The organism is Ruegeria sp. CE8, assembly GCF_056537465.1.
Map to the genome: position 1 here is coordinate 37515 of NZ_JBQFRP010000002.1, position 26035 is coordinate 63549.

Here is a 26035-nt window from a genome sequence, read left to right on the forward strand (position 1 = left end):
TCTTCAAAGGCCCGAAAATGTGGGGTTTCGTTTTTCCATGAACGCCGCGACGCCTTCTTCGCGGTCCGCCGCGGCGGCGATTGCTGCGCTGCCGAGGGCTTCGACCGCGGCATGGGCGTCTTCACCAACCGCTGCATGGATCATGTTTTTTGAGATTTCGGTGGCGCGGGGCGAGAGGCCACTCAGGTCTGCAGAGATCTCAATCGCGCGCGCCAGAACATCGTCAGTCACCTCGGTCGCATAGCCTAGGGCCAGCGCTCGGTCGGCACCAATACGGCGCCCGAAGAGTGCCATCTCCTTGACCGCAGCCTCGGGGAGCAGCCGGGTCAACCGCTGCGTCCCCGACCAGCCCGGCACGATCCCAACCCGAGCTTCAGGTAAAGCCAGCGTGGCACGCGGGGTTATCAGGCGCAGATCGCAGCAACTGGCCAACTCCAGACCGCCGCCGAAGGCGTGACCGTTGATCGCAGCGATAGTCGGTTTGCCGATCCGTGCCAGCCGATCAAAGATTCTGTGTCCGTCTCGGACCCAGTGACGCGCAAACTCGGCGGGGCTCAGACCACCCCATGCTCCAATATCGGCTCCGCAACAGAACGCTTTTTCTCCTGCGCCAGTCAGAACAAGCGCACGAATGGACGCGTCACGCTCGACCTCTCGCAAGCGAGCCTCCAACGCATCCAGCATGTCTACGGTCAGAGCATTGAGCTTGGGTACGTTGTCCAATGTAAGTACGGCTGTCGGACCCTCGATATGAACCCCAAGCTTGCTCACAGGGTCATCCCCATCGGGCCTAAAGCGAACAGAGATTTGGGCATCTGAACCGCACTTTCCGCGACTTTGACGCGACCACCCGATGCTTCGACAATGTCGCGCTGCGCCTCGATACCGGGCATGATTTCCGTCGCGACCAGCCCCTGATCCGTCAGGCGAATGACGCAACGCTCGGTCACATACAGAACATCCTGTCCGGTCTCGCGGGCTCGGCGGCCTGAGAATGTGACATGTTCAACCTGATCCACCATCTTGGTGAACTTGCCGGGCGCATTCACGCGGATACCATTATCGGCCAGATCGATCTTGGCTCCAGCTTCGAACCAGCCTGAGAACACGATCTTCTTGGCCCGCGCCGTGATGTCAACAAAGCCGCCGCACCCTGCCGTCAGGTAAGGCTTCTTTCCCAGTTTGGAGACGTTCACGTTGCCTTCGACATCAACCTCTAGGAAGGACAGGAACGACATGTCGAACCCTCCGCCCTGGAAGTAGATAAATTGCTGCGGAGACGGCACGAAAGCATGTGCGTTGGACACACATCCAAAGGCAAAACCGGTCAATGGAACACCACCAACGGCCCCCTGCTCGATCGCCCATGTCACAGCCTGAGGATGCCCCTCTTCCAACAGGACGCGCGGGACCATGGCGCTGATGCCGAAGCCTAAATTGGCACTCATGCCAGTGCGAAGCTCTTGCGCGGCGCGGCGGGCGATGACCTTTTCGACACCATGCTCGGCTAGGGAAAAGCTGTCCCAAGGGCGCATGATCTGGCCAGAGATTGCGGGATCATAGGACGTTTCGGTCGTCTGCATCTGCTCTGGATCTTCAACGATCAGATCGACCAGATGCCCCGGCACACGCACATCATGCGGGCGCAGGCTGCCCTCGGCGGTTACGCGTTGAACCTGAGCGATCACGATCCCACCGTGGTTGCGGACGCAAATCGCTTGCTCCAGTCCACCAAGGTATGCGCCTTCATGCTCGTAAGTCAGGTTGCCGAATTCATCTGCCGTGGTCGCGCGCAACACGCAGACATTCGGGTTGATGTTTGGGAAGTGCAGCCAGGTTTGACCGTCAAACTCTTTTCTTGCGACGATGGGCGCGACTGACCCGCGTTCGTTCATCGCGCACCCCTCGCGCACCGGATCAACGAAGGTCTCAAGACCGACTTGGGTCAAAACACCGGGGCGATGCGCTGCGGCTTCGCGATGCATGTCGAACAGAATGCCCGACGGCACGTTATATGCGGCGACCCGATCCTCGACGATCATTTTCCAGATTTCCGGCATCTCAAGGCTGGAAGGGCCCGACGGGTACGATCCGGCAAGAACGCGGCTGAGCAGCCCATCCTGCGCCAGATAATCCATGCCCTTCACGCCATACATATCCCCGGCGGCTATAGGGTGCAGCGTTGTAATGTTGCGCGGATGCCCCTCCGAGCGAAACCGCTCTCCAATCGCCTTCAGCACAAGGTCAGGGCACCCCAGTGCCGAGGACGATGAAACGGTTACCACCGCATTGTCAGGAATGCGAGAAACGGCCTCGGAAACGGAAACGAGCTTGGTCATCAGAAGCCACCATAGTCTATGTTGATTCGCTTACCTGACGCTGCGGCCTCACGAACGCTCAGCGCAACGGACAGCGATTTCACTCCATCAGGTCCATCCGCGGCTGGACGGCCCTGACCCGCTGTTGCCGCGACGAATTCGGAAACGCCCTGAATATAGAGCGAATGATCCGAAAACGGGATTTCTTCGTTTCCGGCTTCAGTCACCAGTTTTATTGCGCCAACCGGGCGCTGCGTCATGACATCTTCCGCAAAAATCGAGCCCCTGGTCCCATGCACTTGAAGGCCCGACCCGGCAAAGGGGTGCGTAAAGCTTTCGTGCGTCATGATCATTGCGCCCGATGGCATCGTCCATACGGACATACACGAGTCTTCGACCCCCTGCCCCATCCCAGAGCTGGCCATTTGCGCGACGACAGAAATCGGGTCCTCATTGAGCAGGAACCGCGTGACATCCGCATCATGAACGACGATGTCGGGGATAACGCCGCCGCCAGCATCTGCTGAGTTGATGCGCCACCCCTGTAGGTTCCCCGGCAAATATACCGCGTGATGTATACGCAGCGAAAGAACGTCGCCGATGCGCCCGTCTGCAATGAGGTTGCGAATGGCACGATGGCTGCCGGAGCATCGCAGGTGGTGATTTGTACCAAAAGTCACGCCAGCTGCTTCGGCTGCGTGCACCATTTCGACAGCTTCCGCCTGCGTCATCCCAAGCGGCTTTTCACATAGAACATGCTTACCAGCCGAAATGGCTGCCATTGCCTGACCGTGGTGCTTTTCATTGGTCGAGGAAACATAAACAGCCTGAACGTTCTCGTCAGAAAGCGCAGCGTCCAAGTCTGTCGTTGCGTTGGGAATTCCGTATTGCTTAGCCCAGGTCTGAACCCGATCCGGAGAATTACTGACGACCCAGGTCACGTTGTTGCCTGCCTGCCGGCGCACCGCGTCCAACATGTATTGCGAAGCTATTGTGCTCGCTCCGACAAATGCCCAATTCATCCTCTTACCCCACAATTGGAACGTTCCAAAACTATTAATGGAACGTTCCAATTGTGGCAAGGGGAAATTCGGCAAGCATTCTAGGTATTAGAAAATAAACAGAAAATTTGACACCGGCCGCCCTTTTACAAAAGGGCGCCGGGAATCGAAGGGGTGTCACAGCGTCGTCGCGCCCAAACTGAGTCGAAGGGGGCAGCCTTGTGCCACTTGCCTCACTGTTTCAAAGCAACCCCTTCAACCGTCACCCGGTGCATCAGGCGCCGAAAACCGTAATAGTCGTTTATCGCTTTGTGCCAACTTGCTCGGTTATCCCAAATGGCGACGTCCCCTGCCTGCCAACGGAGGCGGCATTGGAATTCTGGCTGCTTGCAATGATCATAGAGCATTCCAAGCACGGCCGCAGACTCATCTGCGCTCAACCCCTTGATTTCCGTGGTGAACACAGGATTGACGAACAGTCCACGCCTGCCGCTCAGCGGATGCGTGATGACAACGGGATGCAATGCGTCTTGCGTGGCGGCTTCTGCATTACCCAAACGACCGCTTTTTGCGGCTTCTGAATCCATGATGCTGGCGCCAAAGACATGGCGAGAGGAATGCACCGCCCATAGACCATCCAGAAAACCACGCATCGTGGGCGACAAAGCCTCGTAGGCAGCAGCCATTGACACAAACAGCGTGTCGCCGCCGTGCGGCGGGACTTCCAAGGCGTGCAGAATTGAGCCCATGGCCGGTTCCTGATCATAGGAGTGGTCGGTGTGCCAGCCCTCTCCCACAGCTTCTTTCTGATCTTTTTCTTTCAAAACCGTGGCGATCTCGGGATAGCCGTCGACAGGTTTGAAAAAGCGGTTCACGTTGATCGGGCCGAACCTTCGCGCAAAGGACAGATGCTCTTGCGGGCTAACGCTTTGGCCCCTCAGAACGATTACGGAATACTCTGCAAAGGCCGTATTTATCGCATCAAATTGATCTTCGCGCCGGATGTCCGCCCCGACGATTTCCGCGCCCAATCCACCGGTGAGAGGTTTTATCTCCATGCGCCTTCCTCCCTGCTTTACTCAGCCTAAAGAACGAGGAATATCACTTCAACGCAAGCGGCGCGGCTTCATACAATTCCAATGGAAGATCGTCCGGATCTCTGAAAAACGCAAACCGACGTCCGGTGTATTCATCGACACGGATGTCTTCGACGGGAACACCCTTCTGTTCCAGACGGACTTTCAGCGCCTCGATATCATCTACAACAAACGCAAGATGCCGCAGACCTCGTGCTTCGGGGCGAGACGTGCGTTTGGGCGGGTTGGGAAAAGAAAACAACTCGATCTGAGACCCATCAGGCAACGCCAAATCCAGCTTCCAGGATTGCCGCTCTGCCCTGAAGTTTTCCGCAATTATCTGCAATCCTAGCGTTTCTGAATAAAACGCCTTGGACCGTTCATAGTCCGAACAGATGACTGCAGCATGATGGATTGATTTCAGACTGCCCAAAGACTCGGTCCCTTTTTAAATCAAGTGGTTCGGTCCAGCTCTTGAGGCAATTCTTCGCTCCACTTTCGAAGTTCATCAAGAAAACAAAGAGCAGTCTGACCAAACTCGGTCACCGAGTATTGCACGGAAACAGGAGACGTATCCATAACCTGCCGGCGCACCAGGCCCTGCTCCTCAAGCTGACGCAACCGCTCGGTGATCATCTTCTTGCTGGCCCCACCGATCATACGGGACAGGTCGTTGAAGCGCACAGGGCCATCCTTGAGGTGCCACAAGATTGACCCGGTCCATTTTCCGCCAATGATCCGCATACCGCGTTCGATTGCGCACGGCTCCAGACAGGCCTCGGAAACCTGTCGACGCCCTTTCGCATCCTCGTCAATCCGCGCTCGCATCTCCGTCCTTTCGATCAGAAAACTAGGTTACTAAATGTATACTGGTTGATTTCCTATACCTGCACAATCAAATGCTCTGTGAACCCACCCAGTGTCAAGGGTTCTGAAATTGCACATATAGGATACGGACATGAGCAAAATCCTGATCGTGAACGGCACCCAGCCCTACGAATTCGCCCCTGGACAGTTGAACGCCGGCCTGACCGAACATGCGCATAACACGTTGGCCGCTTTGGGCCACGAAGTGCGCGTGACCACCGTTGCCGATGGCTATGACGCCAATGATGAGGTCGAGGCGCACGTTTGGGCCGACACAGTCATCATGCAGTTTCCGGTGAACTGGATGGGAGTTCCATGGGTTTTCAAGAAATACATGGATGAAGTTTACACCGCTGGAATGGATGGACGGCTAAGTACTGGTGACGGCCGGACGGCAGATGCGCCAAAGGCCAATTATGGGATGGGAGGCGCGCTGAGCGAAAAGACGTATATGCTTTCGGTGACGTTCAACGCGCCAAAAGAGGCGTTCGACGACGTAACCGAACCGTTCTTTGCCGGTGACAGCGTTGATGACCTTTTGCGCCCGATACACCTGACTGCAAAGTTCCTCAACTTGAAGCCATTACCGACGTTTGCAGCATTCGATGTAATGAAGAACCCGGATATCGAAACTGATTTCGTCCGATTTAAGTTACATCTCAAAACAGCATTTTCAGAGGTTGAACATGTCCCAGCCTGATATTCATCTCTACACCGCCGGCACGATGAACGGTTACAAACCGGTCATCTTTCTGGAAGAGGCAGGTGTCCCCTATGACCTGACTCACATCAACTTTTCCAAACAGGAACAAAAATCGCCGGATTATCTGGCGATGAACCCAAACGGAAAAATCCCAACAATCGAAGACCGCTCGAATGGGCGAGCGATCTTCGAATCCGGTGCGATCCTGTGGCATCTGGCCGAGAAATACGGAAAATTCCTGCCATCGGACCCGATCAAACGGTCCGAGGTCATGCAGTGGATGTTCTTTCAGGTCGGCCATATCGGTCCAATGATGGGACAGGCGATGTACTTCCAGCACATCGCCGCGCCCAATGGTCATGAAGAGCCCTTCTCAATCCGCCGCTACGTGGACGAAAGCCGCCGCTTGATGGAGGTGATGAACACGCGCCTGGACGGGCGTGAATGGATCGCCGCGGACGAATACACCATCGCCGACATGATGCTGTACCCGTGGGCACGCGCTTATGTCTGGGCGCGGGTGGAAGTGTCGGACTTGCCACATCTGAATGTCTGGTTCGACCGTATTGATGCCCGGCCCGCCGTGCAGCGGGCGCTGGCTATCCCCAAGGCCAATCCGCAGTTCTGGGATGCCGACGCGGATGCCAGCGTCTTTGCCAGGGAAAACGCGGCACGGTTTTCCAGCGATGTGAAAGGAACCTGATCGGTGGAACATACTATGCCCATTCGCGTCGAGGTGCTGTCAGACAAATTCGAACTAGTCTCAACTAGGCCAGTAGAGCTGTCCTTCATGCCGCGCCAAGTTCGCGCCACTAGGCGAGAGCAGCGGCGCGTGTCAGCTTGAAGGTGCCTCGGCTGGTTAGAGATCGCTCCTGGTTAAAGTGGTTGTAGACGGAGGAGTGGACGGCGGCGAATTTCTGTAAACTTTGCATACGCCTGAATCGCTGCATCGCGCGTTCGCGTCGTCGGAAAGGAAGGTGTGAGTTCTCAACCCGGTTGTTAAGCCACCTGCCCGTCTTCTGCTTTTCCGTCGCACCGAGATCTCTGAGCGCGGCTCGGTATGACGCGAAGCGATCGGTGACAACTTCATCCGCAGCACCGTGTCGCCGCATCAATTTCTTGAGAAATTTCAGTGCTGCCTGTTTGTTTCGACGTTTGGTGACAACGGCTTCAAGCACCTCGCCTTCGTGATCAACGGCGCGCCACAGGTAGTGCCGCCGACCGTTTACCTTTACGAAGACTTCGTCGACATGCCACTTCGACCTTGAGTATGCCCGCAATTGCTGGACCCGTTTTCTGCGAATTTCCGAGGCAAACATCGGACCGAACCTATTCCACCAATATCGGACGGTCTCGTGGCTGACATCGAAGCCACGCTCGTGCAGCAGGTCTTCGACATTCCGCAATGAAAGCGGAAAACGGATGTAAAGCATCACCGCCAGGCGAATGATCTCAGGGCTGGTTTTGAAGTATTTGAACGAGACGGGTTTGGTCATTGCCAGAAGCTATGCGACCACCCTGCCCCGCTCAAGCAAAGTTCCTCTGACAAGACCCTTCAGTTTACCCAACCACCCCCCCTGACTTAGCAACTTATGGTTTTGCTGCCTTGAAAAAGTCTACTTTAAGTGATTTCGGATTCCACATGTCAAATGCAGTTCAAATCATTGATGAAGTCTGGGGGCGTGGCGACGGCAGGCAGCGACGAGACGGCCCGTCACTTCGCATCGCCGCCGAAACGGCGACAGCATCTGAGGTCATTGCCGCTCGGGTTCGCGATGAATGGGCCAAAGCTCAGGGAAAAAAGCAGGCGGGTTTTGAGACGCGACAAGATCTGGTCCATTGGTTGAGTGTTGGCGATTTTCAATTATCTGACACATGTGACGGAGCAGTTCAGGATGCTCTAGAGGCATTTTCAGACGGCGCGTTTCTGTTCTTTTGGAATGACGAGCAAATCGAGATTGCGGATCAACGTCTGAACGTTCTTGGCGAAAACGAAGCTGTATTTCTGCAGCTATTTCCTATGAAAGGGGGATAAGAGCAGTTGTTAAGCTCAATATTTGAGAAAGATCGAATTTCGCGGTTTGCCAAAACATGTTCAGACCGTTTTGGAATCGCTTTTGGACAACCTGAAATCGCCGGAACACGGCCTGAGAGACTACCAAAAGAACCAGATCGAAGAACTCGAGGTATTAGCCGGACGGGACCCGCAAAAGAACCCGGCCATTGAAGCGCAAAACCAAATGATTTCAGATTATCTGACACTTCAGTCAGAAATCATGCCGTTGTTTGGCCCCTTGATGCGTCCAGTAATTGACCGGCTGCAGAACGGCGAGGACACGGGGTATCAATTCTCGCTTGATTGGGACGCGGAGATTGCCGCGTACAATGCTGAACAACGCGGTGAGTTGGTTTTAGAGATCATCAGGCTCAATGCGCTGAAACAACACCCCGGGTTCTCCGCTGCCGTTTTGTGTGAATGTCATCCGGATGCGGTGCGTTTTCAGGACATTCGAATTCCGCGGTCTTGGAACACCGGAGAAATGAAGCGCAAAAACACGCGCTTTACTGAAACGCAGGCCAAGGAAGCGCTGAATAGATCAATTGTTTACCGGAAATCCCAGTGGGATTTTCAGTTGGGCAGCAGTCCCAAGCCGCTTTTGAATTCGCTGGCCACAGCGATCCAGTCACCTGATGAGGAATTGGCAGGGCGTATCCGGACTCTGGCATCGAATAAATCGCTTCTTTGGCCTTTGCTCAATAAACTTTGCCCGATTGAGGCTGCTCAGGGTCAGCGCAGCTATACCGGCACTAAAGCCGAGCAAAACATGGCGCGAACATTGGACGATCTGCTGTTTGCCCTAAAGCGGCTTCCAGGTATGTGGATTACCGTGCCTGCGGACTCTGATGGTTTTTGGGGCAAGTTGGATCATCAGATATTCCCTTACTATCGCGAGGTTAATCGCTATCTGGACGCAGTCACCGAAGCGGCTCGTATTGGGAGCAATGTTGAAAGCCACCTCGAGAAGATTGACGCTTTGATCGAACGGGTTGGAAATAACCTGAACTTGCTGAAAGATGGCCGTTTTCAGTCTCGTTCCTTCACGGACATTGCCGCCGGATTTCCGAAAGGCGAGGAACCATCCACCCGAAACATCTATTGGAACATGCGTGTGCCTCAAAATCGCAAAGAGGTATTTGACACGTCAGGTCGACCAAAGATCAAACTGATCTTGGATATCGAAGCGCGGAAGTTTCGCGACATAGTTGAAGTGCGCAACAAGATCGAAAGCTTGATGCCCAAGGATGATTTGGCACGGGTCTTGTTCAATCTGTTGCCTGATCAAAATATGGCAAAACCTACAAAGGCGTGGCTGAAACGTGCAAGAGACCTGCTTGACCCAGGCCTCTTGCAGCAAATTCTTGGCAATATTCAAACCTATGACGCGCCGGGACGGATGGATCAGCTTCCGCTTGAAGACTACCTCGATTTTGACAAGTCTGCCCAATGGGCTGCCAATGAACGGCAGATGCAGATCATGTTGTGGGCGGCGCACCTTGCTGGACCCGACGTCGCTCCGATCTTGTACGACTTCGCGCTGAGGTCCTATGAGAAGATACCCGGAGTTGGAATCCGGCGCGAAAAGCTTGGGAATGCAGCTTCAATTTCACTGTCTCTTTTGGAAGGCGGTGCAGGTGCACCTTATCTGATGCGCCTACAACGAAAGATTACCTATTCGGGCGTCAAAAAGCGTATCACTAAGTACCTTGAAGACGCGGCCGCGCTTGCCGGTATGTCCCGCCGTGATCTGGAGGAGTTGTCGACGACCGACCATGAACTGGCTGATGGCAAGCGCCGAATCCCTTTGGCCGAAGGAGCTGCGATCCTGAACGTAGTTTCAAGAAAAATCGTCCTCGGCTGGGAGGACGGTTCCGGCAAAGAGAGAAAGACTTTGCCCAAAGGTCTGAAAGAGGCAGATCCGGCCGGTGTCAAACAGGTTCGGGCGCTGGTGAAGGAAATACAAAGCGATCTGGCGACATGGAAAGATCGTATCGAGGGCTATTTTCTTCAGGATGTCGCCTGGGACTATGAAATCTGGCGCGCAAGATATGCCGATCACGGCACATTGTCTTTGCTTGCACGTCTGTTGGTCTGGAACATTGAACGCGATGGTCAAACCGTTGCAGTGCTGCCCGTAGCGGAAGGGTGCGTTGATTCAGCGGGGCAGCTGGTGGACTGCGCGGATGGAAAGGTCAGTTTGTGGCATCCGCTCGAAAGTGATGCTGCCACGGTCACAGCGTGGCGAAACGCTCTGATGGATCTGGAGATACATCAGCCATTCCGGCAAGCATGGCGGGAAACCTTCGATCTGACCGACGCCGAGCAGGTTACGTCCACCTACTCGAACCGATTTGCAGGCCATGTGCTTCGCCAGCACCAGATGATGGCTCTTGGTGTTGCGAACGGGTGGCAGAGCACGCACAGAACCGGCTTTGATAGCCCCGATGATGATCCCACCCATATACGTATTCCGGGCTTTGGTTTGCAGGCGGAATATTGGACCTCGGCGTTGGCCGCCGGCAGCCCAGTGACGGATTCCGGTTCGTATCTGTTTATCACCACGGATCGGGTGAAGTTCCACAAGTTGGACGCTAAAGCTCGGTTTGGGCGAGGAGACGAACTGCCGCTGGAAGAGGTCCACCCGAGAGCGTTTTCCGAGATACTTCGCCACTGTGATTTGTTCACATCTGTGTCTTCGATCAGTTTGGACCCTGAATGGGAGGATCGCGGAAGAGATGCCCAACATCCGAGCAAATGGCGCCTGGAAGCCGACACATATTGGGCTTCCAGCCATACGCGACCGCTGGAAGGTTCTGCCAGAACGCGTCGAGATATGTTACGTGTTCTGCTTCCGCGTTTGAAAAAGGCAAAGTGTTTCAGCCTGGACGATATGCACCTGAGGGTGCAAGGAAAACGGCAAGCATATCTGATTCACTTGGGTTCTGCGGCCGTTCTTCTGGAAGCCAGTCGAAAGCACGTCTGCATCGTACCGGATGCAAAGCCGAAAAAAGTTGCACTGCCGTTCGAAGGGGATGCGACGCTCTCGACAGTTCTAAGCAAGGCATTCCTGTTGGTCGACGACGACAAGATCACCGATCCGGTTATTTTGAACCAGATTTAGCGTTTGGGACGCCTGTAGTTACGCATTGGGATTGGCAGAAGATCAACAAATTTGTCCGCGATGTTCGAGTTCGCCAGTCTCAAAGTACTGCAGTCGCTGCGAAGGTCCAAAAGCGGGCTGCGACCGCACATATCAATGGAAGTGCTTGGGGTCGGCTATGGGTGCTGTCAGACGAAATCGAACCAGTCTCAGTTTGCCGCGAAAACCGCGAACCTATCCGGAACAAAGTTGACGCCACTCGCTAAGAGCGGCGGTGCGTGTCTGCTTGAAGGAGTCTCGGCTGGCTAGCGATCTTTCCTGGTTGAAGTGGTTGTACACGGAGGAATGGACGGAGGCGAATTTCTGTAGACTTCGCATACGCCTGAAACGCTGCATCGCGCGTTCGCGTCGTCGAAACGGCAGGTGCGAATTCTCGACGCGGTTGTTTAGCCACCTGCCCGTCTGTTGTTTTTCGAGAGCACCCAAATCTCTAAGGGCAGCCTTGTAGGAAGCGAAGCGATCTGTGACGATCTCTTCGGCGCAGCCGTGCCGCTTCATCAATTTCTTGAGAAATTTCAGTGCTGCAGCTTTGTTACGGCGCTTCGTTACAACTGCTTCCAGCACCTCGCCTTCGTCATCCACAGCGCGCCAAAGATAATGCCGTTTGCCATTCACTTTCACAAAGACCTCGTCCACGTATCACTTCCATTTTGAAAAGGTTCGGAGTTGCTGCACACGCTTCCGTCTGATCTCAGCGGCGAACATCGGGCCGAACCTATTCCACCAATAGCGGACCGTCTCATGGCTTACATCGATCCCACGTTCATGCAGGAGATCTTCGACATTCCGAAGCGAGAGTGGAAATCGGATGTACAGCATCACCGCCAGGCGGATGATTTCGGGGCTGGTTTTGAAGTATTTGAAGGAGGCAGGTTTGGTCATTCCTAAATGCTATGCAACCGCCCTGCCCCGCTCAAGCAAAGTTCTTCTGACAAGACCGAACGGGAAGTCACCGCCGAACGTATTCGCGACAAGATTGCTGCGTCGAAGAAAAAGGGACTTTGGATGGGTGGTAACCTGCCTTTGGGCTATGATCGCCACCCCGATTCCAAAGCAAGAACGTTGGTGGTGAAGGAAGATGAGGCCCGAACGGTTCGACATCTCTTTGATCTTTATGATGAGCTGGGTTGCCTGCGCAAAGTAGAAGAGCGGGCAACGGCTGACGGGCTGCGGTCAAAACGGGTTGTTCGGACAGATGGCAGCGTGAAAGGGGATTGTCCGCTGTCACGGGGTCAAATCTATTACCTGTTGCGCAACCCGGTTTATCTCGGAAAAATCCGCCACAAGGACAAGATCTGGGACGGACAACATCCGGCGATCATCGACCAGGACATCTGGGACCGGGTACAGGAGAAAATGCGGCAGGCCTCTAATCGTTCCCGGGCACGCGGCGGCTCCGATACGCGCCAACACTCCAATGACCCCGGCGCCTGGCTCACCGGTCTGCTGCAGGACGAGACAGGTGATCGGTTGACGCCAACCCATACCACGCGCAAAGGCCGTCGGTTGCGCTACTATATCTCAAATCGACTGATCTCGGGCGGCAAGGATATCTCCGGCTGGCGACTGCCCGGCCCGGCGCTGGAGCACGCAGTCATTGATGTCATCGTTAGACATCTGCAAGGCGCCGCCACGGCGCATCAGGTAATGGCGCAGCCGGAGGCCGGATCAACGGAGGTGGTTCAGACTTCAGTTGCGGATTTAGTAACCCGGCTTCAACGCCAAGGCGGTCAGGTCGGCGTTGATATTCTGGCCAAAGGCAAAATTGCACGAGGACACTTTGACCTCGAATTGAACCCCAAAACTCTGGCAAGCGCACTTAGCATCGCGGCCGATCATCTGCACCCGGATCTCACCCACATCACCGCATCCTTCGATCTGCGCCGCCGCGGCGTCGAGGCCAAGGTCATCGCCGGAGATATGGCACCCCAACCTGATCGCCACCTCCGGTCCATGCTGATCCGCACCCGTGGCTGGGCCCGAGATCTGAAAGCCGGGGTTCAACTGATGGAAATTGCGCGGCGGGAAAACCTCCCCGGCGCCTTCATCCGCACCCGCGCCCAGCTCGCCTTTCTCTCACCAAAGATTCAAGCCGCGATTCTCGACGGCACCCAGCCGCCCGAACTCACACTCAAGCGACTAGTCAGCGTTACCCATCCACTTGATTGGTCCGAACAGGAACGCCAGTTCGGCTTTTGATAGCTTCAGATCCTGCGTCCCTGATGCAGGGTTCGCCCTCCCTGATCCGGCGGAACAATTCCCTGTTCGTGCGAGAAAATTCCCTGTTCCACGATTTAGGGAATTTGCAGCATAACCCCCTAAAAAAACATACGGTTCTGATAGAAGAAATGACGGAAATCAGTCCCGGTTTGCGAAAATTCCCTGTAAATAGCCGGGTATCAGGGAAATCCAGCCCAAAGCGACCCCGCTAAAATGCGGCACTGAGACTGGGGCCTGAATTATGCTCTGAATGTACGGTCTGCTCCGTCTCTGATTGAAAGCGCATGCGCCAACGCGCGGGAATTGCGGCACAATTCCGGGTCAGAAAACACAACTGAAATGAGACGGGTATGAGTGGCGGGGAGACAGGGATTCGAACCCTGGGGACGCTCTCACGCCCAACGGTTTTCAAGACCGCCGCATTCGACCACTCTGCCACCTCCCCGCGTGAGGCCGGGTCTAAGGCCAACGCGAACCGGTGGCAAGCCCAAATAGGGAATTCTTGCCGAAGCCCATGCTGCGGTCTTTCCATGACACATTGGCCGCGTTATGATCCGCAGGAAAGACCGGAGCAGGCTGGCAATACAGAACCAGCAATCGGCGGCGGGTCTCGGGAAACGGGACCCATTCAGGCAAGGGATGACAAAATGAAGCGAGCGACAGAGAAACGCGCAAATCCGCGAGCGTTGGCGGTTCTGGCGATGGTTTCCGTAGGTTTGGCTGGTTGCGATGAGGCACTTTCCCCAGACAATGTTTCAGCGGATGCCCAAAGTTCCGAAACCGACTCTGACGGCCCTGTCGAGCTTTTTCCCGAACTGGCCGGTAACCCGAAGGACGATGTCGAGGCACCCGATGTGTTTCAGGTGACCGAAGCCGGATTGTGGGACGGCCGCCCATCTTTGGGTGGCATCTGGGTGGCTCATCCCGATGTGACCCAACCCGAGCGTGTCCGCATCAAAAACGCGAAGAACAACAAATCCGTAACCGGCGCCCTGTTCCGCCGCGAAAGAAACCTGCCGGGTCCGGCATTGCAGCTTTCATCAGCGGCGGCGGAAAAGTTGGGCATTCTGGCGGGCGCACCGACCAAAGTTGAAGTCGTCGCCCTGCGCCGCAAAGAACCCGAGCCAGAACCGGTCGAAGAAGAACAGATAGCTGAAGCAGCACCCGAAAAGGTGGTCGAAACGGAAACAGCTTCTGCAGATGCGGATCAACCACAAGCTGACGCCGCCGAAACTGAGGCAACCGAGACCGAAAAGCCTACCAAACGGAAATGGTGGCAGAAAAAGAAACCAGCTGCCGCTGCAGGCGCTGCGACTGCCGTCGTTGTCGCGACGGATGCCGCGGCAGACGCAACTGCGGAAGCGGCAACCGAGGCCACCGAAACCGTTGCCGAAGCCGCAGCGACCCCGGTCCTGGTCGACCCCGAAGTTACGGCACCAGTTGAAAAGCCAGCCAAGCGGAAATGGTGGCAAAAGAAAAAAGCGGATGAAATTACTGAAACCCCGCTTGACCCGATTGCAGGCGCCGCAGCAGCGATCGAAGCGTCCGAACCTACCCCCGTGGCCAGCACTGCGGCAACCGCGACCGCATCGAGATCATCGCTGTCGAAACCATTCGTCCAGGTGGGCACGTTCGGGGTCGAGGCCAATGCCGACAGCGCCGCCGCCAAGATACGCCGCAACGGGTTGCCTGCCGAGGTGCGCGAACTGAAGTCAGATGGTAAGTCCGTCTGGAGAGTTGTGGTCGGCCCGGCCTCGACCCGCTCGGAACGCAACGCAATCCAAAGCGATGTCAAGGATCTGGGCTTTTCCGATGCGTTCACCGTCAAAAACTGAAACAAAGGAGGCTCCTGTGCTGTCCTCACTGCGATCATCTGTTTTGACCCTTGGGCTGGCGCTGTTCGCCCTGCCCGTCCATGCTTTCGACACGACGGCTCGCGCGGCCTACGTGATGGATCAGACAACCGGAACAGTGCTGCTGTCCAAGGAAGCGGATCAGCCTTTGCCGCCTGCGTCGATGTCAAAGCTGATGACGCTCTACGTAGCGTTCGAAGCGCTGCGCGATGGGCGTCTGACACTGGATGAAACCCTGCCTGTTTCGGAACACGCCATGAGCTATGGCGGCTCGACCATGTTCCTGAATACGCAGGACCGGGTTCGGGTCGAAGACCTGTTGCGCGGCATCATCGTTCTGTCCGGCAACGATGCCTGCGTGGTGATCGCCGAGGCGCTCAGCCCCGATGGAACTGAGGCCGGGTTTGCCCGCTACATGACGCAACGGGCCAAACAGTTGGGAATGGATAACTCAAACTTCGCCAATTCAAACGGCTGGCCGGCCGCCGGCCATATGATGTCCGTTCACGATCTGGCCATTCTGGCGGACCGTTTGATCTCGGATTTCCCCGAGTACTACCCGCTGTTCGCGGAAGAAGAGTTTGAGTTCGATGGCCGTGCGCCTTCAAACAAACGCAACCGCAACCCTCTGTTGAAGCTGGGTATAGGGGCGGACGGATTGAAAACCGGTCACACGCAAGAGGCGGGCTACGGCCTTGTCGGATCAGCAAAGCAAGGCGACCGCCGCGTTGTTTTTGTTCTTTCAGGTCTCGACAGCACCGCACGCCGCGCAGAGGAGGCTGAGGCCGTGGTTAACTGGTCGTTTCGCAATTTTGTCGAGAGGACAGTTGCCGACGCCGACTCGCCGATAGCCGAAGCTCAGATCTGGATGGGTGCCGAAAAAACCGTTGGTCTGGTGCCCGAAGGCGACCTGACCCTGCTGTTTCCTGTTCTGAATGACAAGAATATCGAGGCCGAGGTTGTCTATGACGGCCCCATCAACGCTCCGGTGGAAAAGGGTCAGAAATTGGCTGAACTGGTTATCAAGCCTGAAGGGCTGCCGGAAATCCGTCGCCCCTTGGTCGCGGTCAAGGAAGTTCCGGTCGGCGGATTTGTTGTACGCATGAAAACCGTGGGCGGTATTGTTGTGAATGACGTGATCGGTAATCCGCTGGGGGCAATGTGACGAAGGCCGGGTTGTTTCTGACCTTCGAAGGCATTGACGGGTCTGGAAAGTCATCGCAAGCGCGAATGCTATCCGAACATTTGCGCGACCTCGGTCATGATGTCGTTCTAACGCGCGAACCCGGAGGTTCCGCAGGCGCGGAAGAAATCCGTAGCCTCGTTCTGGAAGGTGACCCGGATCGCTGGTCTGCGGAAACTGAAATCCTGTTGTTCACCGCTGCGCGCCGGGACCATCTGGAACGCACGATCCTGCCCGCTCTGGCCGAGGGCAAAGTGGTGATTTGCGATCGGTTTGCAGACAGTACGCGAATGTATCAGGGCCTGTCGCGCGGCGATCTTCGAGGGTTGGTCGACCAGTTGCACAGCCTGATGATCGGGCGTGAACCCGATCTGACCGTATTGATCGACATGGACCCCGAAACCGGGCTGTCCCGCGCCAAGGGGCGTCAGGGAACCGAGGAAAGATTCGAAGACTTTGGCCTCGATCTGCAACAGCAGATGCGTGCAGGGTTTCTGGCGCTTGCGGACGAATTTTCCGACCGTTTCCGCGTGATCGACGGCAACCGGGACATAGACAGCGTTGCACAGGATGTGACAGATATCGTTCTGCAAGCTTTGCGATAGACGATAGATGAGCGACGACACCCCAACCCCGGATCAGGCACCTGGTGCCCCGCACCCGCGCGAAACCCAGCGCCTGTTTGGGCAGGACTCGGCGGAACACGCATTTCTGAGTGCCTACACTTCGGAACGTCTGCACCATGGCTGGTTGATCACTGGTCCGCGCGGCGTGGGTAAGGCCACACTCGCCTGGCGGATCGCCCGGTTCCTTCTGGCGACACCGCCAATTGAGCACGACGGGTTGTTCGGCGCCCCGCCGCCGCCCGACAGCCTTGAGGTCAATCCAGACCACCCCGTCGCCCACCGCATTCTGGCTGGGGCCGAGCCCGGTCTGGCCGCGATTACCCGGTCTCTGAACGATCAGGGGCGGCTGCGGAACGACATCGTCGTGGACGATATCCGCAAACTGGGCAAATTCTTCGGCCTGTCCTCGGCCGACGGAGGCCGCCGGGTGGTCATCGTGGACGCGGCGGATGAGATGAATGTCAGCGCTGCCAACGCCCTGCTGAAAATGCTCGAAGAGCCGCCCGCGCGTACTACACTGCTGCTGATCTCGCACCAGCCCTCGCGCCTGCTGCCGACGATCCGGTCGCGCTGCCGCACGTTGCGCCTGTCGCCGCTGGGACCCGAGGATTTGCAGGCGGCGCTGATGCAGACTGGCGCAGAGCTGCCCGCACATGCCGAACATCTGGCCGCACTGGCGGCCGGTTCCGTGGGCGATGCGGTGCGCCTGATCACTCTGGGCGGGTTGGAGATTTACGCCGAACTGATCGCGATTCTGGGCACCCTGCCCCGCATGGATCGCCAGCGCGCTTTGGCATTGGCCGAGGCCGCTGCTCAACGCGGCGCGGCCGAGCGGTTTGAGCTGTTGTTGACGCTGATTGATGTCGCCCTGTCTCGGTTGGCTCTGACCGGCGCAACCGGTAGCGCCCCGATGCCCGAAGCCGCCCCAAACGAGGCCGAAACACTGACCCGCCTGTCGGCAACACCACACCAGGCCCGCAAATGGGCCGAGGTCGCAGCGGTGATCACAGCTCGGGCGCGTCACGGGCAGGCGGTGAACCTTGACCCTGCGGCTCTGGTCCTAGATACGGTATTCAAGATACAGGAAACCGCCGGTCAGAGCAGATGAGCAATACCCCCGAAATCACCGACAGCCATTGCCATCTGGACTTCCCCGATTTCGAAGGTCAGCTGGACCAGATCATCGCCAATGCCGCCGAAGCTGGCGTGACCCGCATGGTGACAATCTGCACGCGCCTGCGGAACGAACCCTCCGTTCGCGCCATTGCCGAGGCACATGCACCGGTGTTCTACGCAGCCGGAACACACCCCATGAGCGCAGCTGACGAGCCTATGGCGAGTGCAGATGAACTGGTCACTCTGTCTCAACATCCGAAATTTGTAGGCATTGGCGAAACCGGACTGGATTACCACTACACAGCCGACAGCGCAGAAGTGCAGAAGCAGTCGCTGCGGGTCCATATCGAAGCTGCTCAGCGCACTGGCTTACCGCTGATCATCCACGCCCGCGCAGCCGACGACGACATGGCCCGCATTCTGGCCGAAGAACACCGAAACGCGCCCTATTCATGCGTCATGCACTGCTTTTCGTCTTCTGCCGAACTGGCGAAAGCCGCTTTGGACCTAGGGTTCTACCTTTCCATGTCCGGTATCACCGCTTTCCCCAAGAGCCAGGAACTGCGCGACATATTCGCTGCCGCGACGGTCGACCGTATCCTTGTGGAAACAGACGCGCCATACTTGGCCCCACCGCCTTATCGCGGCAAACGCAACGAGCCCGCTTATACCGCACACACGGCGCGTAAAGGGGCCGAAGTGTTCCGAATGGATTACACTGATTTCGCCGCACAGACGCAGGCCAATTTCGACCGGCTGTTCACCAAAGCCGCGACTTACAAGGCGGCTGCATGACCGAATTGCGCTGCACAATCCTTGGCTGCGGATCTTCCGGCGGTGTGCCCCGGCTGGGCGGGCACTGGGGTGAGTGCGACCCGAAGAATCCCAAGAATATCCGCCGCCGATGTTCGATGCTGGTGGAACGCGACGGCCCTGACGGGACTACGTCGGTTTTGATAGACACCACACCGGACATGCGCAGCCAGTTGCTCGACACTGGGACCGGGCGTTTGGATGGGGTGATCTATACCCACTCGCACGCGGACCACGTGCACGGGATCGACGACCTGCGCATGATCGTGTTCAACATGCGTGAACGGGTGCCGGTCTGGGCAGATGGTGATACGCAAAATGACCTGCTTGGCCGGTTCGGGTATGCCTTTGTTCAGCCGGAAAGCTCGCCCTACCCGCCGATCCTCGACCTCAAAACCATTGACGGTCCATTCGAAGTCGACGGCGCCGGCGGCCCCATCCCCTTCCATCCATTCAAAGTCAACCACGGGTCAATCGACTCGCTAGGCTTCCGCATGGGCAAACTAGCTTACCTGCCTGACGTCGCTGAGATCTACGACGATGCCTGGGCGATGATGGAAGGGCTGGATTGCCTTGTGATCGACGCCCTCCGTCGGTCGCCGCACCCAACTCATGCCCATCTGGAAAAGACATTGGGCTGGATCGAACGGTTGGAACCAAAACGCGCAGTCCTGACTAACATGCATATCGATCTGGACTATGCCACGGTCGATGCGGAGACCGCAGACCACATTACCCCGGCCTATGACGGAATGGTGATCCATCAGGCGCTATGAGACCTCGTTCAACCGACTTAACTCGCGGCGGCCTTGTGTCAGCGCAGCCTGCAATGTGGTGAGATGCTCCAAAGCCTGATCAACGTCATCCTACCGGTTTTCCTTGTGATCGGAGCAGGTTATGCCTCGACCCGGTCGGGGTACTTCAAGGAAATCCACATTGACGGGTTAATGAAGTTTACCCAGGGTTTTGCGATCCCCTGCCTGCTGTTCCTTGCAATCTCGCATCTGGACCTGAGTGCCAGCTTTGATCCACGACTTCTGGCAAGTTTTTATACCGCCGCTGGCCTGTGTTTCACTGCCGGCCTGTTAGGCGCGCGTTTTATCTTTGGCCGGGATTGGGAAGACTGTGTTGCCATCGGGTTTTGCTGCCTGTTCTCGAATTCGGTTCTGCTGGGCCTGCCGATCACGGAGCGCGCGTATGGCCCTGAAAACCTGACCGGCAACTACGCGATCATCGCCTTCCACTCGCCCTTTTGTTATGGCGTCGGCATCACGGTTATGGAGGTGATACGAAACCGGGGCCACGGCGGCCCGCGCATGGTCAAATCCATTCTGTCCGCCATGTTCCGCAACGCATTGATCCTGGGCATCGCATTAGGATTTGTGGTCAACCTGTCGGGCGTAGGCGTGCCCGCAGTCGTGGACGAAGCACTGGGCCTTGTGACCCGCGCCGCACTGCCCGGGGCGCTGTTCGCGCTGGGTGGCGTGCTGGTAAAATACAAACCCGAAGGAGACCTGCGTGCCATTGCTTTTGTCTGTGCCGTTTCGTTGATGCTGCATCCCGGTCTGGTTTGGCTATTCGGCTCAACGGTTGGTCTGCCACAGGATTTGTTCCGGTCGGGCGTGCTGAACGCTGCCATGGCACCCGGCTTTAACGCTTACATCTTTGCCAATATGTATGGGCGGGCAAAAAGGGTTGCGGCCTCATCGGTTCTGGTCGGAACTGCTGTCTCGATCCTGACCGTCTGGTTATGGCTGACATTGTTGGGCTAGCGTTAATGGCTATGGCTTGACTTTGTTGCATCGCAAATCACCTATCGAAAAAACAGACAGGACTCTCCTTAATGCCGCACGCACTTATCGTCGCCCACGGTCAACCCTCTGACCCCGATCCCGCCGAGGCGGCGCTGGCAACTTATGCTGCCGAGGTCGATGGATATTGCGATGGGGTCAGCATCCACTCGGCTACGCTTGCGGCGCCGGAAATGCTGGAAGCTCGCCTGAACGAACTTCCGGAAGACACTGTAATCTATCCCCTTTTCATGGCTAAGGGATGGTTCGTAACAAGCGCTCTGCCCAAACGATTGGGCGACCGTGATATCAGAATTCTGGACCCTTTGGGTGTCGATCCTGATTTGCCCGCGTTGGTCGCGAAATCATTGCGCGATACCCTGTCGGACCGGCATTGGGAGGCTACTGCGACTGATCTTGTTCTGGCCGCGCACGGTTCTGGCCGCAGTCGCAATCCATCTGAAGTAGCCACCGCGTTTTCGGAGGAATTGGCGGAGTTTATTTCCTTCCGCTCCATCCGCCCTGGCTTTGTTGAGCAAGCCCCTTCCATATCCGAGGCGGCGTCGGGCGCCGGCGATCAGGCCTTATGCCTGCCCTTCTTTGCCTGCACAGGTGGTCATGTTCTGGATGACGTTCCGCAAGAGCTGGATCGCGCTGATTTCAGCGGGCACGTGATGCCCGTGGTCGGCGAACTCCCCACGATCAAACGCCATATCGCGAACTCTCTGACCAAAGCTTTTTCGCAGAATTGATCGAATGTGTATCCTGCGCAGTTTTCTCGGATGAAAACTGTATGCGAACTAAGTTTTCACTCAGGCTCAACAAGCGTCGAGTACAAGCAGTGCCGCGACCTTCCTCGCCGTTTCGCCTCATACAGCGCCTGATCCGCAGCGTTCAGCAGTTCTGCGGCATTGGGTGAACTAAACTGCGTGGACAGCGCCGTTCCGATGCTGGCTGAAATCTGGCACGGGGTGTTTTCAAACATTATAGGCTGGCGCAAACGGCCGATCAGGCGCGACGCAATATCGGAGAGAATACTTTCGTCGACTAGGCTCTTAAAAACAATAACGAATTCATCGCCACCAATGCGACAAACCGTATCCTCATTTCGCGTTTCTTCTTCCATAATCCGGGCGGCTTGCTGCAACACAAAGTCTCCAGCCGCATGACCCAGGTGGTCATTGACGCTTTTGAAGAAATCCAGATCCAAATGCATGAGCGCAAAGGCAAAATTGCCAGAGATCAGGTGCCCCAGAACCACATCCATTGCGCGACGGTTTTTTAACCCCGTCAACATGTCCGTAACCGCCTGCTCTTCAGCGGCCAGCATGGCGCCTTGCAATCGCAGGTTCAAAGACCGCGAAGCTTCCATCGCGGCTGATTTCGCTTCAACCAGATACAGTAGTTCAATCGCCAGATCTGTCCCCGAGAAATCCGCGCTGGTCAGAGCGTAGTCCCGGACCGCATCCAGTACCGAAATCCCGAAGGATAAGTTGATGATGGCTCCGTGTCCATTGGGGAGTGGTGCGATCAACCCCTTCAGCGCGGTGCGCGGTTCGTCGTGCAATTTCAGATGTACCTTCCCTCCGGCCAGAGACAGCATAGCCGGGATTGTGGTCACGGTTCGTGGTCGAACCAGTTCGAACACGTCCAAAAAGTCCTTGCCCTGCATCGGCTCATCCGGGCGCAGTTTTTGCAACGTCGGCCCGGCATTTACAATCTTGCCCCGTTTATCCACCAACACGAACATAGGGCACAGGGTATCCAGCAGTGCAGACAGTTCGGCGGCTTCAATCATGATTTGCGCGCCCCCAGATCGAAATGTCGGCCTTCGGTAAAGGCACTTTCCACCAAAACGATCGAGATGACCTCGGCGTCGCCGTGTTGCCCATCATGCGCCAGCATGGCCAGCGCCCCATAGTCATCCGCAACCGCTCGCAACACGCCGACCATCACGCTGGAATAGCCCGGCAGGCCAGGGTAACAGAACAACTGATATTCCGCCGGAGAGACCTCCCGAAGCTCCAGCATCGGCAAACGGAGGTCCGAGACGGCCAACCTCGCCCGGTCTGACAAATCATCCAGAGAATGCAGAAACTCAACGTAATTAACACCGCCAAAACGCAGCAGACGGCGCAGGTCTTCCATATTGGGGTGCGAAACCAGATAGGTTCCCAGGTCTTCCAGAATTTCCGCGCGTGGGCGGTTCAGGTCCGCACAAAGCGCATCCAGAACCCGCGTTGTCATTTCGTCTTCGTAGACCAGCATCGCCTCGAATTCGGTAAAGCCAAGACCTGCCACCTCGGTCACCCGCAGCCAGCAGGGTTGCCCGTAGGTCGCGCATACAAAGGATTGTATCGCCCGATTGATCAGACCATGCATGAGATGCCCCAGATTGGTTTCCCTCCAATCTGGTCAGACAATCCTTAATAAATAGCCAAAATTCGCACCGTATTGGTGACAATCTGACAGAGGCGCCATGTTGAAGTCGTTGCGCCTAAACTAAAAATCCGTCGGAGCTCCGCCTTCGGCCTTGCGGCGTGCGACAAAGTCAGCCAGTTCCTCCCGGATGCCCTCGTCCATTGCCGGAGGTTCAAAGCTGGTGATGATTTCCTTGAACATGTGATGGGCGCGTTCGGCGGTCCAGATGCCGCCCGCCACATCCCACCCTTCGTAGTTTTTCCAGTCGCTCAGGAACGGCTGATAGAATGCAGTGGTGTATCGATCCTGCGTGTGCTGAATGCCAAAGAAATGTCCGTCGTTTCCAACCGCCTTGATTGCATCCAGTGCAATCTCATCCGGGCCGGTCGCGGTAATCTCAGGCTGCATATACCTTTGGATTTGCTGGAGTATTTCACAATCCATGATAAATTTCTCGGGGCTGGCGATCAGGCCGCCCTCTAACCATCCGGCTGCGTGGTACACCATGTTGGTTCCCGACTGCACCGCAGCCCATAGAGAGTTCGATGTCTCCCACACGGACTGACCATCGGGCACGTTCGCCGCGCAGACGCCCGAAGACCGCATCGGCAGACCGTAGTACCGCGCCATTTGCCCGGTCATCTGGGTTGAGCGCATGTATTCCGGTGTGCCAAACGCAGGGGCACCCGATTTCATATCAACATTGGACGTGAACGTCCCGATAACACAGGGAATTCCGGGACGGACATACTGGAACAAGGCGATTGCGCACAGCGCCTCGGCCAGCGATTGCGCAACCGCGCCAGCCATCGTCACAGGAGCCATCGCCCCAGCCAGCGTAAACGGCGTCACGACAATCGCCTGCCCGCGCCGCGCAAGACGCAAGCAGCCGTCAATCATCGGATGGTCGTGTTTCAATGGCGAGGTCGAATTGATATTCGTATACATGCGCGGAGTCGCTTCGAACTCCTCATGGCTGTGACCACCGGCGATCCGGACCATCTCCATCACATCTTCGACGCGTTCCTTGCCCAGCGAATAGGCATGCATCGCCTTATCAGTCAGCGTCAGCTTGTCATAGAGAACGTCCAGATGCCGGACACTTGCGTGGATATCGACCGGCTCGACTGGGTATCCGCCTGCAAAGTGGATGCAGTTGAAATATTGCGTCAGCTTCAGCAGGTTCCGGCACATCTCACGGTTACCAGCCACCTTGGTGCCGATCTCTAGATCCCAGTAGTTTGGTGGAGACGACACGTTTCCGAACAGCATGGTTTTGCCACCAACCTCAATCGTCCGGTCGGGATTTCGTGGCGTGATCGAGAACTTCGACGGGGCCTTAGCAACCATTTCCATGACAAAGTCCCGGCCCATGCGGACGTTGTCACCGTCAATCGTGCAACCGGCCTCTCTTAGAATACCGATGGCTTCTTCGTTGTAGAACTCGATGCCGATCTCTTCGAGGATGCGCATTGCACCGTCATGTATCGCTTCGATCCCGGACTGATCCAGCGGTTCGGTGGGTTTGTCGATATTGACCGGCGGGTTCCACGGCATCTGGTCGATCACCGCACTGCCCCTGCGCGCCGCCGCGCCGGCCCGTCCCCCACCCCGGCGTTTGCGAGTCTGTGTGTCAGCCATTGGAAACCTCCGGAACTTGCTTTCCCCAAGCAAGCCCGGAAGCCGGTGCAATCGCCGTTCTGTCTGCGACAAACTCTGTCGGTTTTATGTCCCGGACCGTCGAAATCGGTCCGAAGCAGATCAATTTGCCGCCAACCAATCGGGAATGTGACCAATATCCGGCAACACCACATCCGCCATCGGCGCCAGAACCTCGGCCGGAGCCAACCCTGTCAGAACGCCAATTGTGGTCATCCCGGCGGCGCGCCCGGCTTGCAGATCATGAAGGCTGTCCCCCACCATGGCCACGCGCGACGGATCGACGCCGACATGAGCGGCAAAGGCGATCAACTGACCGGGACCGGGCTTGAACCCATGACCGCTGTCGTAACCGGCGACGAATTCAAAGTGATCGCGAATGCCCACAGACGCCAGGTGCTGCAACGCGGGCACCTCTCCGTCATTCGTCGCCACACCCAGCTTGAGACCGGCTTGCCTGAGGCCCTCCAAAAAAGGAATCAACGGGACGGCCGGTGCCTGGGGGGCCGTCGCTGATTCCGTGTTCAGCACGTCAATCAGCTCATCACGCGGCGTGTCTGCGAAGTATGGAGCAAGCGCCTCGGCGATCTCTTCCACGGTCCCAGCGATGACAATGCTGTCTTCGGAATATTCCGCAGTGACCGGATCGAACCCGATGGCCCGACCCAGTTCCGCTGCACGCTCGGGATCACCGCCTGACAGTCTTTCCATCAAACTGCGACCGAAGCCGCCCCATGTGTTCGCAAAATCAAACAGAGTTCCGTCCTTGTCGAACAAGATCGCGTCGATGGGCATTGCATGCTCCTGTCAGAAGTTTGGATCAGGTCCAGTGAACGTCGCTACCACCGGACAATACCGTCCGCGCTTGACCCGGCAGGTCGTAGGGCACGGAGTTGACGTCACAAAAGGCGATCACCCACGAATCGTCAAGCATCAAGAATTCAAGGACGGAACTCAGGAACTCAGTCTCCGCAGCCCTTTCCCGCAGGTCGTCGGTTGATGCACCCGTCGACCCAAGAAAAACGGGCAACAGTTCATCGTTCCCGACCAGCCACCCAAGGACATTCAGGGCCAGCGTTTCGGCAGATTGGGCGGTGATCGGCATAAAGAGGCCTCGGACGTGTGCTTGGAAAGGGTTTGTTAACCAGACTCATAAACACTTTGGCAACG

Annotated in this window: 25 protein-coding genes, 1 tRNA gene and 1 pseudogene; 13 read left to right on the forward strand and 14 right to left on the reverse strand. The window is 56.7% G+C overall.

Annotation, left to right across the window (positions count from 1 at the left end; translation table 11 throughout):
* Window positions 1-3 precede the first annotated feature (3 nt).
* The 6 genes from ACR0AA_RS03070 to ACR0AA_RS03095 form a co-directional block, all read right to left on the reverse strand.
* Entirely contained in the window at window positions 4-771 is a 768-nt protein-coding gene (locus ACR0AA_RS03070) for an enoyl-CoA hydratase/isomerase family protein (protein ID WP_480662828.1), read from the reverse strand.
* Entirely contained in the window at window positions 768-2339 is a 1572-nt protein-coding gene (locus ACR0AA_RS03075; RefSeq protein ID WP_480662826.1) for an acyl CoA:acetate/3-ketoacid CoA transferase, read from the reverse strand. The genes ACR0AA_RS03070 and ACR0AA_RS03075 overlap by 4 nt, the downstream gene beginning before the upstream one ends.
* Complete coding sequence (locus ACR0AA_RS03080; RefSeq protein ID WP_480662824.1) at window positions 2339-3340, reverse strand: Gfo/Idh/MocA family protein; 1002 nt, start codon at window positions 3338-3340, stop codon at window positions 2339-2341. The genes ACR0AA_RS03075 and ACR0AA_RS03080 overlap by 1 nt, the downstream gene beginning before the upstream one ends.
* A gap of 212 nt (window positions 3341-3552) precedes the next feature.
* A complete protein-coding gene (locus ACR0AA_RS03085; RefSeq protein WP_480755423.1) occupies window positions 3553-4377 on the reverse strand; it encodes a TauD/TfdA dioxygenase family protein in 825 nt (274 codons plus the stop codon).
* Between the two features lie 43 nt (window positions 4378-4420).
* Window positions 4421-4828 carry an SMU1112c/YaeR family gloxylase I-like metalloprotein gene (gene gloA2 / locus ACR0AA_RS03090; RefSeq protein ID WP_480662819.1) on the reverse strand — a complete coding sequence of 136 codons (408 nt, stop codon included), beginning with the start codon at window positions 4826-4828 and terminating at the stop codon, window positions 4421-4423.
* A 20-nt stretch (window positions 4829-4848) separates the two neighbouring features.
* Window positions 4849-5223, reverse strand: a complete 375-nt coding sequence (locus ACR0AA_RS03095) for a winged helix-turn-helix transcriptional regulator (protein WP_170496888.1) — start codon at window positions 5221-5223, stop codon at window positions 4849-4851.
* Window positions 5224-5353: 130 nt separating this feature from the next.
* On the opposite strand from ACR0AA_RS03095, the gene ACR0AA_RS03100 reads away from it, so the two are divergent.
* A complete protein-coding gene (locus ACR0AA_RS03100; protein ID WP_480755424.1) occupies window positions 5354-5962 on the forward strand; it encodes an NAD(P)H-dependent oxidoreductase in 609 nt (202 codons plus the stop codon).
* On the forward strand, window positions 5949-6668 hold the full coding sequence (locus ACR0AA_RS03105) for a glutathione S-transferase family protein (RefSeq protein WP_480755425.1): 720 nt from the start codon (window positions 5949-5951) through the stop codon (window positions 6666-6668). Before ACR0AA_RS03100 ends, ACR0AA_RS03105 begins: the two co-directional genes overlap by 14 nt.
* Before the next feature lie 109 nt (window positions 6669-6777).
* Here the strand turns inward: ACR0AA_RS03105 and ACR0AA_RS03110 are convergent, their stop codons facing one another.
* Window positions 6778-7461 carry an IS6 family transposase gene (locus ACR0AA_RS03110; RefSeq protein WP_480755426.1) on the reverse strand — a complete coding sequence of 228 codons (684 nt, stop codon included), beginning with the start codon at window positions 7459-7461 and terminating at the stop codon, window positions 6778-6780.
* A 110-nt stretch (window positions 7462-7571) separates the two neighbouring features.
* Here ACR0AA_RS03110 and ACR0AA_RS03115 point away from each other — a divergent pair, with 110 nt between their 5' ends.
* The gene (locus tag ACR0AA_RS03115) at window positions 7572-8000 is read left to right on the forward strand and encodes a hypothetical protein (protein WP_480755427.1); all 429 of its coding nucleotides are present in this window, start codon (window positions 7572-7574) and stop codon (window positions 7998-8000) included.
* A gap of 82 nt (window positions 8001-8082) precedes the next feature.
* Window positions 8083-11145, forward strand: a complete 3063-nt coding sequence (locus ACR0AA_RS03120) for a DUF4132 domain-containing protein (RefSeq protein ID WP_480755428.1) — start codon at window positions 8083-8085, stop codon at window positions 11143-11145.
* Window positions 11146-11358: 213 nt separating this feature from the next.
* Here the strand turns inward: ACR0AA_RS03120 and ACR0AA_RS03125 are convergent.
* Window positions 11359-12066 (reverse strand): annotated as a pseudogene (locus ACR0AA_RS03125) (IS6 family transposase).
* Window positions 12067-12072: 6 nt separating this feature from the next.
* Between ACR0AA_RS03125 and ACR0AA_RS03130 the strand changes: the two are divergent.
* Window positions 12073-13383: a recombinase family protein gene (locus ACR0AA_RS03130; RefSeq protein ID WP_480755429.1), complete on the forward strand. Its 1311-nt coding sequence runs from the start codon at window positions 12073-12075 to the stop codon at window positions 13381-13383.
* A gap of 376 nt (window positions 13384-13759) precedes the next feature.
* Here ACR0AA_RS03130 and ACR0AA_RS03135 read toward each other — a convergent pair.
* Window positions 13760-13849 (reverse strand) — tRNA-Ser (locus ACR0AA_RS03135).
* Between the two features lie 202 nt (window positions 13850-14051).
* On the opposite strand from ACR0AA_RS03135, the gene ACR0AA_RS03140 reads away from it, so the two are divergent.
* The 8 genes from ACR0AA_RS03140 (at window position 14052) to ACR0AA_RS03175 (ending at window position 21537) form a co-directional block, all read left to right on the forward strand.
* Window positions 14052-15239, forward strand: coding sequence for an SPOR domain-containing protein (locus tag ACR0AA_RS03140; RefSeq protein WP_480755430.1), 1188 nt, complete (start codon window positions 14052-14054; stop codon window positions 15237-15239).
* Window positions 15240-15255: 16 nt separating this feature from the next.
* A complete protein-coding gene (locus tag ACR0AA_RS03145) occupies window positions 15256-16422 on the forward strand; it encodes a D-alanyl-D-alanine carboxypeptidase family protein (RefSeq protein ID WP_480662788.1) in 1167 nt (388 codons plus the stop codon).
* The gene (gene tmk / locus ACR0AA_RS03150; protein WP_480755431.1) at window positions 16419-17045 is read left to right on the forward strand and encodes a dTMP kinase; all 627 of its coding nucleotides are present in this window, start codon (window positions 16419-16421) and stop codon (window positions 17043-17045) included. The genes ACR0AA_RS03145 and tmk overlap by 4 nt, the downstream gene beginning before the upstream one ends.
* A gap of 7 nt (window positions 17046-17052) precedes the next feature.
* Window positions 17053-18174 carry a DNA polymerase III subunit delta' gene (locus ACR0AA_RS03155; protein ID WP_480662784.1) on the forward strand — a complete coding sequence of 374 codons (1122 nt, stop codon included), beginning with the start codon at window positions 17053-17055 and terminating at the stop codon, window positions 18172-18174.
* Window positions 18171-18977, forward strand: coding sequence for a TatD family hydrolase (locus ACR0AA_RS03160; RefSeq protein WP_480755432.1), 807 nt, complete (start codon window positions 18171-18173; stop codon window positions 18975-18977). The genes ACR0AA_RS03155 and ACR0AA_RS03160 overlap by 4 nt, the downstream gene beginning before the upstream one ends.
* The gene (locus tag ACR0AA_RS03165; protein ID WP_480755433.1) at window positions 18974-19771 is read left to right on the forward strand and encodes an MBL fold metallo-hydrolase; all 798 of its coding nucleotides are present in this window, start codon (window positions 18974-18976) and stop codon (window positions 19769-19771) included. The genes ACR0AA_RS03160 and ACR0AA_RS03165 overlap by 4 nt, the downstream gene beginning before the upstream one ends.
* A gap of 63 nt (window positions 19772-19834) precedes the next feature.
* Entirely contained in the window at window positions 19835-20767 is a 933-nt protein-coding gene (locus ACR0AA_RS03170; RefSeq protein ID WP_480755434.1) for an AEC family transporter, read from the forward strand.
* Between the two features lie 71 nt (window positions 20768-20838).
* Entirely contained in the window at window positions 20839-21537 is a 699-nt protein-coding gene (locus ACR0AA_RS03175) for a CbiX/SirB N-terminal domain-containing protein (RefSeq protein ID WP_480755435.1), read from the forward strand.
* 56 nt (window positions 21538-21593) lie between these two features.
* Here the strand turns inward: ACR0AA_RS03175 and ACR0AA_RS03180 are convergent, their stop codons facing one another.
* From ACR0AA_RS03180 to ACR0AA_RS03200, 5 genes are all read right to left on the reverse strand, one after another.
* Complete coding sequence (locus tag ACR0AA_RS03180; RefSeq protein WP_480662776.1) at window positions 21594-22583, reverse strand: GGDEF domain-containing protein; 990 nt, start codon at window positions 22581-22583, stop codon at window positions 21594-21596.
* A complete protein-coding gene (locus tag ACR0AA_RS03185) occupies window positions 22580-23167 on the reverse strand; it encodes a heme NO-binding domain-containing protein (RefSeq protein WP_480662774.1) in 588 nt (195 codons plus the stop codon). The genes ACR0AA_RS03180 and ACR0AA_RS03185 overlap by 4 nt, the downstream gene beginning before the upstream one ends.
* A gap of 120 nt (window positions 23168-23287) precedes the next feature.
* The gene (locus ACR0AA_RS03190; protein WP_480662772.1) at window positions 23288-24847 is read right to left on the reverse strand and encodes a trimethylamine methyltransferase family protein; all 1560 of its coding nucleotides are present in this window, start codon (window positions 24845-24847) and stop codon (window positions 23288-23290) included.
* A gap of 120 nt (window positions 24848-24967) precedes the next feature.
* Window positions 24968-25660, reverse strand: a complete 693-nt coding sequence (locus ACR0AA_RS03195) for an HAD family hydrolase (RefSeq protein ID WP_480662771.1) — start codon at window positions 25658-25660, stop codon at window positions 24968-24970.
* A gap of 25 nt (window positions 25661-25685) precedes the next feature.
* Window positions 25686-25970, reverse strand: coding sequence for a DUF3572 domain-containing protein (locus tag ACR0AA_RS03200; RefSeq protein WP_480662769.1), 285 nt, complete (start codon window positions 25968-25970; stop codon window positions 25686-25688).
* Window positions 25971-26035 lie beyond the last annotated feature (65 nt).